This window comes from Stieleria tagensis (genome assembly GCF_024129865.1).
GTDB lineage: Bacteria > Planctomycetota > Planctomycetia > Pirellulales > Pirellulaceae > Stieleria > Stieleria tagensis.
The window spans coordinates 38,120-49,958 of sequence record NZ_JAMYFE010000052.1; the positions used below are offsets into that span (position 1 = coordinate 38,120).

General features: G+C 58.0%; 10 protein-coding genes. 6 read left to right on the forward strand and 4 right to left on the reverse strand.

Features of this window, described 5'->3' with window-relative positions; genetic code table 11:
• The first annotated feature begins 8 nt into the window (after positions 1–8).
• Complete coding sequence (cyaB, locus tag NHH03_RS13160; RefSeq protein ID WP_253156806.1) at positions 9–584, forward strand: class IV adenylate cyclase; 576 nt, start codon at positions 9–11, stop codon at positions 582–584.
• Positions 585–905: 321 nt separating this feature from the next.
• Here the strand turns inward: cyaB and NHH03_RS13165 are convergent, their stop codons facing one another.
• Positions 906–2,978: a hypothetical protein gene (locus tag NHH03_RS13165; RefSeq protein WP_253156808.1), complete on the reverse strand. Its 2,073-nt coding sequence runs from the start codon at positions 2,976–2,978 to the stop codon at positions 906–908.
• A gap of 161 nt (positions 2,979–3,139) precedes the next feature.
• Between NHH03_RS13165 and tpx the strand changes: the two genes are divergently transcribed.
• A complete protein-coding gene (gene tpx / locus NHH03_RS13170; RefSeq protein WP_253156809.1) occupies positions 3,140–3,655 on the forward strand; it encodes a thiol peroxidase in 516 nt (171 codons plus the stop codon).
• A 20-nt stretch (positions 3,656–3,675) separates the two neighbouring features.
• Positions 3,676–4,578 carry an oxygen-dependent tRNA uridine(34) hydroxylase TrhO gene (gene trhO, locus NHH03_RS13175; RefSeq protein WP_253156810.1) on the forward strand — a complete coding sequence of 301 codons (903 nt, stop codon included), beginning with the start codon at positions 3,676–3,678 and terminating at the stop codon, positions 4,576–4,578.
• Here the strand turns inward: trhO and NHH03_RS13180 are convergent.
• On the reverse strand, positions 4,575–5,513 hold the full coding sequence (locus tag NHH03_RS13180) for a DUF502 domain-containing protein (protein WP_253156811.1): 939 nt from the start codon (positions 5,511–5,513) through the stop codon (positions 4,575–4,577). The two genes, trhO and NHH03_RS13180, sit on opposite strands and share 4 nt — an antisense overlap.
• 326 nt (positions 5,514–5,839) lie before the next feature.
• Positions 5,840–6,736: a ComF family protein gene (locus tag NHH03_RS28180; RefSeq protein ID WP_253156812.1), complete on the reverse strand. Its 897-nt coding sequence runs from the start codon at positions 6,734–6,736 to the stop codon at positions 5,840–5,842.
• A gap of 294 nt (positions 6,737–7,030) precedes the next feature.
• On the opposite strand from NHH03_RS28180, the gene NHH03_RS13190 reads away from it, so the two are divergent.
• Both NHH03_RS13190 and NHH03_RS13195 read left to right on the forward strand, forming a co-directional pair.
• On the forward strand, positions 7,031–7,363 hold the full coding sequence (locus NHH03_RS13190) for a hypothetical protein (protein WP_253156813.1): 333 nt from the start codon (positions 7,031–7,033) through the stop codon (positions 7,361–7,363).
• A gap of 465 nt (positions 7,364–7,828) precedes the next feature.
• Positions 7,829–8,413 (forward strand): RNA polymerase sigma factor, encoded by a 585-nt coding sequence (locus tag NHH03_RS13195; RefSeq protein WP_253156814.1) that lies wholly within the window; start codon positions 7,829–7,831, stop codon positions 8,411–8,413.
• Between the two features lie 286 nt (positions 8,414–8,699).
• Here NHH03_RS13195 and NHH03_RS13200 read toward each other — a convergent pair whose 3' ends face one another.
• Positions 8,700–10,991, reverse strand: a complete 2,292-nt coding sequence (locus NHH03_RS13200; RefSeq protein WP_253156815.1) for a serine/threonine-protein kinase — start codon at positions 10,989–10,991, stop codon at positions 8,700–8,702.
• 112 nt (positions 10,992–11,103) lie between these two features.
• On the opposite strand from NHH03_RS13200, the gene NHH03_RS13205 reads away from it, so the two are divergent.
• Entirely contained in the window at positions 11,104–11,736 is a 633-nt protein-coding gene (locus tag NHH03_RS13205; RefSeq protein WP_253156965.1) for an RNA polymerase sigma factor, read from the forward strand.
• Positions 11,737–11,839 lie beyond the last annotated feature (103 nt).

Here is an 11,839-nt window from a genome sequence, read left to right on the forward strand (position 1 = left end):
CAACCGCGATGCTGGAAGTCGAACAGAAATACGAGCTGGATGATCAGCCGCGTCTACGAGGGCAACTCGCTGCGATCGGTGCCATCGCCGGCACGACCGAGCGACATCGAGACACCTATTTCCAGCATCCCTCGCGCGATTTTGTGCAGACCAGCGAGGCACTGCGAATTCGCGAGATCGATTCCATCGCTTCGGTCACCTACAAAGGTCCCAAGTTGGCGGTGGGTGATTCGACGTTGAAGGCGCGAAAAGAGATCGAGTGGTGTTTGGCGCCGGGCGATGCCAATGGCTGTCAGATGCACGAATTGCTGGTGGCGCTCGGGTTTCGCGAGGTGGCCACGGTGCGGAAAGAACGCCAGTCGTTTCATTGGCCGGCCGGCAATCGTGAACTTGCCGCATTCACGTTGACCATCGACTTGGTCGACCAAGTCGGTTTGTTTAGCGAGATCGAATTACTGGTTCCCGAAGCCGATGCGGCCGACGGTAACGTTGATCAGGCCGGAGAGAGAATCGCCGCCCTGGCCGCACGACTTTCGCTGACCCGCCCGGTGCGCGAAAGCTATCTTGAATTGTTGTTGCGTTAAACTTCAGCCAGCGACTTAGGGTGACGCGCCGAACTCTTTCAATCTCGTGCCGCGCGGGCTGTTGATTGAGTAACCCGACGCGTGAGTTTTGAAGTTGCGATTTTATCACAACCCGATGCGTTAGTTTTGAAGTTGCGCTTTTATGGTAACCCGACGCGTCAGCGAGGGATTTAGCCAGTTAACGGGATCCCTCGCTGACGCGTCGGGTTACCAAAAACCAATGCTCCACGCGAACACGCTGGCTTCAGAACCGACGCGTCGGGCTGGGGAAGAACCATCCCACGCGCAATCGTGCCCATTCAAACTGATCGATGCCCGGGACTAGCGGGCGATCCGACCGATCACCATTCCCCCGGCCAACAACAACGTCAATAACAGGATCGCGACAGACGCGACGATGACGTATTTAAACGATGCACGCCCGCTGAACAATTGATTCCAGGCCAGTCGTTGGTCGGCGTCGATGCCTTGCAAGGTAGCCATCATCACGGGTTCGCCGCGGTCGGGGCCTGGGCCGGATGCGGTCACCGTGCTGGCGAACAGTTTGGCCGATTCGCTATGGCATTCGGTGCAACCCTTGATTCCTAGTGACCAACCGGCGGGACGAACGTTGTGGGCCATCGGCCAACGAATCATGTCGATTGCATCGTGGTCGTCGACTTCGATTTTTTGCAGCGTGTCGTCGGCGTCGCCGCGTGCATAAACCCATCCGGCGGAAACGTAGACGGCTTGATCAATTTTCTGTTCCTGTTCGATCGCGGCCAGCGCCGCAGAAACCTTTTCAGCGAACAGGGCTTCGCCAGCTTGTTGCGTCAGCGCTGCGATCTTGGCGGTTTCTTCCGCGGTCCACTCTTCCGGCTTGCTGCGGTAGCGGTCTTCACCCAGCACTTCTTTCAGTTCCGTGCTACCTAGTTTTGGCGCCAGCAGATCGGTCGCAAAATCTTGCCGCACGCGAAGGGAGCGGCGGGTGACATCGTAGACCGTTTCGGGATCGATCGGATTCAGTTTCCCGTCGACCAGTGACGCCCAATAGGCTGGCCAAACCGCGCGGTGCGGATAAATGCGACCGTCGGCCTGTTTGGCGTAAACCGGACCGGCGATGGCTGGCAATTCGCTGCCGGACCGATGCCCTTTTTCGCCCAGCGAGTGCGCCAGCGAGGTCATGATTCCCATCGCTTGGTCACGCGGCAGGGGCCCGCCATGGCAAGCGGTGCAGGACAGTTTTTCAAAGTGCAATGGCGGCAATCCGGCGTGCTGTGGCAGCGGTGATCCGAGCCGGCCGGCGAGCTGTTCGCTGGCGGCATCACCGAGGTGGCAACCGGCACAGGACAGCGTGATCATCGATTGGTCGGCCGGGTGATCTTCGCCGGGAAAGCCGCGGACAATGTGGTGATCGATTCCGTTGCGGTGACAATCGGTGCACTGCATGCCGGCGCGCAAGTGAACGTCTTCGTCGTGCGTCCAGCGTGCCTGGATGCCACCGTCGGCGACCGTGCGGTTGCTGTGGCATTGGTAACAAGCGTTGTTTTGCGGTTGGCGAATCAGATCGATGTGGACTGTCCCGTCGGCTGCGAAACGCTGGCTGTCGTAACGGACCTGGGGCAGTTTCTCTTGAGTCGATTCATCATCGGGGTCCGCGCCGTCTTTGATCCGCGAGACCTGGCCGTCGATCGTGCCGATCCGCAGCCCCGCAGTGGCCGCCCAGGCAAAGTTTTCGTCTGCGATTTGTTCGCGGCGGGCATTGAAGTCATAGGACCCTGCGACGCCGTGACAGACCAGGCAATCAATTTCCAGCGATCCCGAAAGTGGCCAACGCGACACCGCCGGCTCCGAATCGGGCTGCGGCGAATCATCGTCGGCGGTTGTGGCATCGGCATCGGTGATATCGGGAGCGTGGCCAAGCCCGCCGCCGGGAATCCGACCGCCGAACTGTTTGACCATGTCCCACTGGTCAATCCCGATCACCCGCGGATCAAACGTCTGGCTCCACTGGCGATAGGACAGTGGCAATTGGGTGCCGGTGCGGGGATCGGTCCAGATCCACGGTTCGCCTTCGCGTCCGTCGTCGGTGTCCGGCAAGAAAGCGTTGAAATGCCAACCGTGCGAAATGGTGTCATAGTCGTGGCAGCGACCACAGGTTTTGACGCTGGAATAGGGTTTTGTTGAATCCGGTTCGATGCGGCGGTTGTCGGCGTCGTACAAATGAATCTGATGCAGATACCGTGCATCGCCGTCACTGTGGGCGAATTTGGATCCATCGGCAGCGGAAACCGGGTTGGCGACCGGGGCCGGGAATCCACCTAGAATCGCAATCAATATTCCAGAGAACAGCCATTTGATGGCCACCAGGTGCGGTTGTGGTGGCAGGCGGCGGGGGTGCTGGCAAAAATTCATCAACGAAACGCGCAAAGTGTGTGATTCAAGGAAGCGACGACTCGGCGGGGACGCCCCATTGCCCGCTGGCGGCGTCAGGCAACATAATCCAACAGCTTACCAAGATGGAATCACAGGTTGCGTCACCAGTTTCTCAAATCTTTACTCACCAGGATTTTACGATGGCTCAAACAGGCGTCATTACATTCAAAGGCAATCCGATGACTTTGGCCGGCCAGGCATTGAAGGTCGGGGGCCAGGCTCCCGAATTCAAATTGCACTACGCCGATGCCGGAATCCAAACGCTGACACTGGCGGATTTGAAAGGCAAACCGAGCATCATCAGCGTCGTGCCGAGTTTGGACACGCCGACCTGCGCCGTGCAAACGAAAAAGTTCAATGAAGAACTGGCCGCACTCGGCGACAAAATCAACTCGGTCACCGTCAGCCGCGACCTGCCCTTCGCTCAAGCTCGCTTCTGTGGTGCCGAAGACATCAAGATGCGGACGGCCAGCGATTATCAAACGCACGCCTTCGGCGACGATTACGGCGTCACCATTGAAGAACTGAAATTGTTGACCCGCGCCGTGTTCGTGCTCAACGCCGAGGGCGAAATCGCTTACATGGAAATTGTTCCCGAAGTCACCGAGGAACCGGATTACGCCACCGCAATGGCTTCCTTGCGAATGCTGCTGTAAGTCGCGGCCATAGGTTTCCAATGGCTTGTTCGATCGATCAATCCATCGTCGTTGCCGCGCTGTACCGATTCGTCGTCCTGCCCGGTTACAAAGATTTGCGCACGCCGCTGCAGTCGATCATGGAATCGGGCAGTGTGCGGGGGTCGTTGCTGCTGGCATCCGAGGGTATCAATGGAACCATCGCGGGGACCCGCAGCGGCGTCGATGCGGTTTTGGAGTACCTGCGCGCGATGCCCGAGTTTGCCGAACTGGACGTCAAGGAATCCTACTGCGACAAGCAACCCTTTCGGCGCTGTCGTGTTCGGCTCAAGCGTGAGATTGTGACGATGGGGGTCGATGGGATTGATCCCAATCAATCCGCCGGGACCTATGTGGATCCCGATCAGTGGAACGAATTGATCTCCGATCCCGATGTGCTGGTGATCGATACCCGCAATGAATACGAGATCGCGATCGGCAGCTTCGAAGGCGCCGAAAATCCGCACACCGAATCATTTCGCGAGTTTCCCGAGTTCGTTGAAAAGAATTTGGACCCTGACAAACCGCAAAAGATTGCGATGTTCTGCACCGGCGGGATTCGATGTGAAAAGTCGACCGCGCTGCTGAAACAAAAAGGATTCGACCAGGTCTATCACCTGCGCGGTGGAATTCTGAAGTATCTGGAGCAGGTACCGGCCTCAGAATCGAAATGGCAGGGTGATTGTTTCGTGTTTGATCAACGCGTTTCGGTCGGCCATGGTTTAGCAGTCGGTGAACACGTGATGTGTTTTGCCTGTGGTTGGCCGGTTTCAAAGGCCGATCAACAGCACCCGGATTTTGAACCGGGGGTGCATTGCCCGAACTGTAAACACGAGCTTTCCGAAGAACGCAAACGCCGGTTTGCCGAACGCCAAGCGATGTGGGAACGACAGGGCCGCGCCTAGACCGTGGACGGGTCGCCGGAGTTGCCCGAAGCGGTCGGTGAGGGCAAAACCACCGCGCCGTCACGAAGTTTTCCGCGGGACCGTTCTGATTTTTCAACCGCGCGGTCGTCGCGCTGCTGGGGCGGGACCACCACCCCGCAACTGACCACAAACTGAATGGCTTCGTCGATTGTCATGTCGATGTCGATCGCGTCGCTGCGGCGGACGGTGACCGTGAATCCGGTCATCGGCATCGGGCTGGTGGGCATCAAGACGCTCAGCATCGGTTCGCCGTTGACCTCGGCCAATTGGCGAATGCTTTTACCGGTCACAAATCCCAACGACCAAATGCCTTTGCTGGGATACTGGATGGCAACGACATTGTTGAATTCCAGCTCACGCTCGCTAAACGCGAAATCGGTCACTTGTTTCACACTGCCGTAGACTTTGTTGATCACCGGGATCCGCAAAATCGCAGCGTCAAACCCGCGGAAGAACCAACGCCCGAGCCCGAATGTGAACATCCGTCCCATGAAGTACAACAGCGTCAGAAACACCACCAGGAACACCGGCACAACGATCTGCCGCGGCATCCAGACGTACTGAATGTAGCGATGCCAATACGCATTGGCGGAAACCAACGCCGGGGCGTCTTCGGTGAAATAGTCGGCGTGTTGATCGACGGTGGTGACCACCGCTTTGGGCAAGTAACGGCGGCCGGTGGGACCCGCGACGTACTCGAATCCGTCGTAGAAAAACGATCCGTCGGGCTGTGTCGTGACTCCAGGCGGGATCTTCTTGAGCGTTCCTTCGTCCCATTCCGCATACCACACCAGTCCGCTGCGGACGATCCATTCGGTCGGTCGCAACACATAGCTCTCGATCGTTTTCCACGCCCAGATCAACACCAGGATCGTCAACAGGGGTGGCAACACGATCCCCAGCCCACGAAACACAAAGCTTCGAAAGTTCGCAGCGCGAGAATGTTGACTTTTTTTTCGGGCTTGTTTCACAGAGCGGACAGAGGGGGCTGGCAAATTCGCGGATAAGTGATTTGGGTAACCCAAAGCTACGTAACCCTAGGCTACGGGCGGCACGGCAATTGGGTTTTTCAAATTGCGGCCGCAGCCGCAGCAATACTCAAAGTCCCCACGTTACGCATAACCGTCAGGATAACAAGGCCGAATGAGGGCTGATCGGGCGACAACCAACCCGTCTGTGGCTGGATTCGGCAGCTTGCTCGGCTTCTTGATCAACCATTCGCTCAAATTGTCGGACTCGGTCAACCGGCGTAAGCGCGTGCAACGACAGCGACGGTCACACGGTTTGCACCGGCCGATTTCAATGTCCGGGCGATTTCGCTGGATGTCGCACCGGTGGTCATCACATCATCGATCAACAACACGTGCTGACCGCTCAGATCGACAGCGCGGTGGGGTGGCAGCCAGCGAAAAAGTGACCCCCTCGTCGACTTCATTCGGAATGCTCCGCGGACATTGTCCAGCCGTTGTTGATCACCCAGCCAGGCCTGTTTTTGGATCCGTCGGGTCGTCGCCAACAACTCTCCACTGGCGGCCAGTGGCCAGCGGCTGGCAAGTTTTCTGGCGACCGCCGCTGCCAATGCTCGACTGCCTCCACCGCCGCGTTGCATCCGCCGCCACAGATGGCTGGGGACCGACGTGACCTGATCCGGCGGGCCGGTCGGGTCCAAAGTGTCCAGGATCCGCTGCCCCAGTCGCCGGCCCAACGCGTCGGCCAATGCCGTTTGGCTGCCATACTTGGCCGCCACCACCGCGCTACGGACCAAGCCGTGATAGGTCCACAGCGCCACGCAGTCGTCGAACGCCAGTTTTTCCCGTTTGCAGTGTAGACAGTTCGTGCTGGCGGCTGGTTGCGACGGCGCTGGCGACGCCACTGTTTGCGGCCCGCCGACGACCGCTCGGCCTGCCCCGGGACGGCCGCAGCGGCGACAGGCGAATTGCATCAGCGATTCGCTGGACCCTAGCTGTAGCGAGCAAGCGTCACAAAAATCTGCCCCCGGGCTGACACAGCGGTCGCATAGTCGACAGGTCGACGGCAGCAACAATTCGAGGGTTTGCCGGCCCAATTCCTGGCACGCTGTGGCGACCGAGCGGACCGCTTGAGACCTGTTTTGCCGCGTTTTCAGGGGAATCGACACGCTGGCGGCTCCTCCAAAATCGAAGCAAACTGAAAAACTTTCTTTTTTCTTCGCGAACCTTATTCTTGGGGGGCTGCTCTGTACGATCAACTACAAACGGGTCGGCAAAATTTCGCTGGCTTTTAGTGTCCTTCTGCGTTACGGTTAACGCAGTTGGAAAGACCCCCCAAACCGGATCTGATGTTAATGGATTCGGCCGGGGCTCGTTTGGTTGACGAGCTCCAAGAGTGGTCTACCTGTATTGTTTTTTCCTTTGCTCCACGCCGCACCTAGATCGGTGCCGGGAGGTTTGAAATGCGTTTTCAACAAATCATCGCAGCTGTCACACGTAGCCTGAATCTAAAAGGCGTCCGTGAGATCCTGAGCGTCGATTCGTTTGCACGCGCAACAGACCTTTCACTCTGTATGGCGTGTGTTTCGCCCACGATGGGTCGGTCCCGAGAGGCCTCGGTGATGCTGGTCAGTTACCAGTGTCATCCGGGACGCCCGGAACAGCCGGCCATCCATCGATGGCAGCCCGCGGGTGGCATTACGGCCACCGGTAAACGGAAACGTTTACCGGCGACGGCCCGGCTACTCGGGATGGCCAAACGTGGCGCGGCGACTCTGAATTTCAGAGATTGCTGAAGCGGAACCGGCGAATTCCTTTCGCCCCTTCCTCGCTACGAAACGCCAAACCGATGTCCCTGTCCCCCAGGCGTCTGCGATCACTCGCAGCGCTTCGACAAGGATTTCCGGCGATTGAGTGATTCCTAACTGTCTCCGCAGCAACTGGCATCGGTCCCTTGGATCATCGGCCGGTCGCCCCCGACAGACAGACGGAACAATCGCAATCGGAAACGATTTGGCAGACGCGATAACACAATCGCAGAACCGTGTGGAAATCACCGGACCAGTCCTCGGCAACGAAGCCGAGACCTTGCCGGCGATCTTTCATCGACACGTTCTGTGCAGCCCCAGACCAACGATCACCCAGGTTTGACAACCACGCCCTCTTTGAAAGGGGCGGTTAAACCGACCGCCGATAACGCTGACTTTTTCCCGTGCGGAATCGACCGCCGATTTCAGTCAGCTTTCGGAAGGAACCGAGCGATGAACATCTCCTCTGAAATCCAACTTGATTTGCAAGAATTGACCGTTGCCGAACTCGTCGTTCGCGCCCAATCCGATGACCGAGAAGCGTTTGGCGAACTGTTCGCCCGTTTCCGACCGGCTATCGTGGCCGGTGCGATGAGCCGAGTGCGCAATGCCGATGAAGCCGATGAACTCGCACAAGACGTGTTCATCCAAGCGATGCAAAAGATCCGACAACTGCGTGTCCCCGAAGCCTTTGGCGGATGGTTGCGTCAGATCGTGCACCGCATGGCGATCAATCGTGTCACCCGAAATCGATCGGCGGTCAGCTGCGATCCGGAAACCTTGGAAGCCACTTGCGTGGTCAACCATTCACCGGATGATGTCGCCCAAGGTCGTGAACAGGCCGCAGCGGTTCGCAACAGCATCGATCGCTTGGGGGCGCTCGATCAAGAAACTTTGACCGCGTTCTACTTGAACGGCCAAACCCTGATCGAAATGAGCAACGAATTCCAAGCACCGATCGGTACCATTAAGCGACGTTTGCACGTCGCCCGAAAGCGATTGGCAAAAGAAATGGATTGGTTGCAAGCAGCGGTGTGACCAACGATCGTAGCTGGTCTCGCCAGGGTTCAGAAATCGTCTGAACCCTGGCGGGCTGTTGATGACCCACAAATGGCAACCCGAAGCGTGAGCGAGGGATTTTGGGTGTTCACTGGATCCCTCGCTCACGCGTCGGGTTACCAAAAACCAATGCCCCACTTGAAAACGCTGGCTTCCAAACGCGTCCGCGAGGGATTTAGCGGGTGATCAAATAAAACTTGTGGGTGATCGCCAGCCCTGGCGGGCTCAGCTACGGGAAATACGACCGTTGAGTATTCCCGTGATCTTAAACCGGTACAACCAAGTCGTTTTTGCCGGACAACACGGGGCGCATGATGCTGCATTGACGGACAATGAAACGGTAGGCTGAAAACGCAGCAAACAGGCCCAATCCGGATGCCGCGATCGCTACCAACATCACGTATTTGGCATCGGTGTCACTGACCAGCAACAACGTCGCGCCGAGTAGCGGCAGCAAACAAGCCAACATCAGGTAACGTTCACTCCGCCGGACAAGCGTGGTCACACGGTCATCAAACTGCGGGTCACGCAAATCAGAACGCACCATCGTTGGATACCAAATTGAGATCGCGTACGCGCTGAGCCCGAAAAATGGATAGATCGCAGCGACACCACCGCAGATCACATGCGACACGAAAAAGTGTCCGAACTCGCGGCGTGTGAATTCAGGCGTCAGCACCCCCAGGATCGTCGGCCACAATATCGCCGCCAAACACCACAAGATGCCGCCGATCACCGCGGCACGGTGGGCCAGTTCGAGTGTTGAAAACAAGTCCTGTTCATTGGCCGGTTCACCCGCGTCGGCCGCTTCCTTGGCCCGAATGACTTGGTGGGTGTAATAGATCAGAAAACCGATGGCGACCGAAAATGCGGCCGAGTTGATACAGATCGCCAACAGTTGAAACGTCTCTTCCAATCCATCGACTTCTTCGAACAGTTTCCCTAGCGTGTCGTAATAGTTGTAGACAAACCCGAACGCAGCGGCGATGACATTGGGGACCAGCGTGATGATCGCGGTCACCAGCCACGGGGAACGCCTTGCCAGCCAACCGTGCCAGCTGTCCGGTTCGGGATCAAACAATCTCGCTGCGTCGGGGTGCAGGGTCAAAATCAGACGGGCTTCCAGTTCGGCACCCGATCCGATTCGGTCTTGCGGGTCGATCGACAACGTTTGCCGCAGGATTTTTTCCAACAGCCGCGACAACGCGTCTTCACCGTGATACGTCGGTGGATTGATGTTCTCCCGAGCGTCCAGCTGCTGCGAGATCGCCGCGGTCCAGGAACCCGGATTGCCCGTCGTCACGAACGGCCGCCTGCCCTGCCACAATTCCCACAGCAAAATCGCCAGCGAGTACAGATCGGATCGCGCGCCGACCTGCTGCGGCTGCGACAACGCGGTGGCGGAAATCGCGCGCAAGTGTTCCGGTGCCATGTAGCCGATCGAGCCGCCGAAATTGCTGGCCGCCCCGGCGCGACCCGCGCTGCCAGCGAAACTGACGTTGAAGTCCGCTAATTTGGGAACCCCTTCAGGCGATAGCAGCACGTTGGCCGGTTTGACATCACGATGCATCACGCCACGCTGGTGAGCATTCTGCAGCGCTCGGGCCAAGTGAATCCCTAGCCATGCGACTGCCATCGGCCATGACATCCGTCGCAGGTCATCGCGCAGTGGGGATTGTTCAGGGACGGCTTGCGCGGTTTTCAAGAGTGACCGATCCACCGCATCCAAAATCAAACCGCCCGATCGTTGCGGTGGTTGCGTGTGACGGACACGGTCAACCACATCGGCCAACGTGCCACCGGGATGGAATTGCATGTACAACAAATGTGCCGGCGGATCGTCCAACACGCGCTGATCGAACACCCGCACGATGTTGGGATGATCAAATTGTGCCAGTGCCCGCGGTTCATCACCGGTGCCCTTGCTGACTTTCAATGCCACCAATCGGCTCATCGACACCTGTCGCGCCAAATACACGTTGGCAAACGCGCCGCTGCCCAGTGTTTGGACGATCACAAAATCATCGACCTGTTGGCCGACGTGAAATTCGGGCGGCCGACCGCGATGGGGAACCGACGATGTCGCTTCCGGTTTGGCGCTCAGTTGACCACCCAATAGTTCCGAGACGATCTCGCGGTGTTGGGGGAATCGTTTGTCATAGTCCGCCGGCTTCAGCGTTTCTCCGGCATCCTTGCGCAATTGAATCTCCTCCATCACCAAATCCAGTGGCACCTGACCACTGGTCAGCATGTCGGGGAAACACGCCAGGTAGTCCTCGATCCGTGGCGTCGCCGCAGGTTCCGATTCAACGGCGGCGGCCATGTCCAATTTGATCAATTCAACCAACAGGAACCGTGTCGTTTCCGGATCGGCCGGCGGCAGAAACCGTGCCAGTTCAACCGGTGAATGCAGCGGCGCGGATTCCAGATAGTTTTCCAGACACTGTTCCAGCAATCGGTCCAGTTGATCTGGGTCGGTGACCGAGCCCGCCGGAGGCGGTGTATCAATCGCATCCGTTGTTGCAGCCAGGTCGATGTGTGGAGTCCGGTCAGACATTCAACCGTGATCAAGTGGGGCGGAGACAGGCCATTTGCACTCGTTATACTGCTTTGGGGGCAGGGCAGCGTAGTAGGGCCTGTCGGAGACGGTTTTGAACCAGGTGAAACAGATGTCAAATGACGATTCATCCGCTGCCGCGCTGATCCAACGGATCAAGCAAAAGGACGCCGCGGCGCTGGCCGAATATATCCGCCAACACCATCAACAATTGGGCGGCTTTGTCCGCTCGATCACCGGCGAGCACCTGTTGGCGTTGGTCGAAGTCGATGATTTGATCCAAGAGATTTCGGCGGCGGCTCTGTCCGGATTGGACACGGCACCGCTCGATCAATACTCGCCGATGGACTGGTTGCATCAATTGGCACGTCGGCGTGTGGTCGATGCGCATCGATTTCATTTTGACGCCCAACGACGTGATGCCAATCGGCAACAGTCCCTGCACGGTGCGGCACCATCGGGCGGTGGTGATTCACCAGCCGGGTTGGAGCAGATGTTGGCCGCCAGTATGACCAGTCCCAGTGCCGCCTACAGTCGCGACGTTCGGATGGTACGAATGCAAGAAGCGATTGGCACGCTCTGCGATGAACAACAGCAAGCGATTCGGATGCGTTATGCCGACGGGATGCCGACCAAACAAATCGCCGAGCAACTTGGCAAGACCGACGTGGCGATCCGAGTGTTGCTTTCGCGCAGCATGCGGCAACTGGAAAAAATCCTCGACGACGTCCGCCCCAGTCGATGACAGCGTGACAATGAATCACGTCGCGCTGGTGCGGAGGATTCATCTGAGCGGCTTCCAGATCGAAGCATCCAACGCTCACTCGATTCGGTCGTTCCAACCCGTT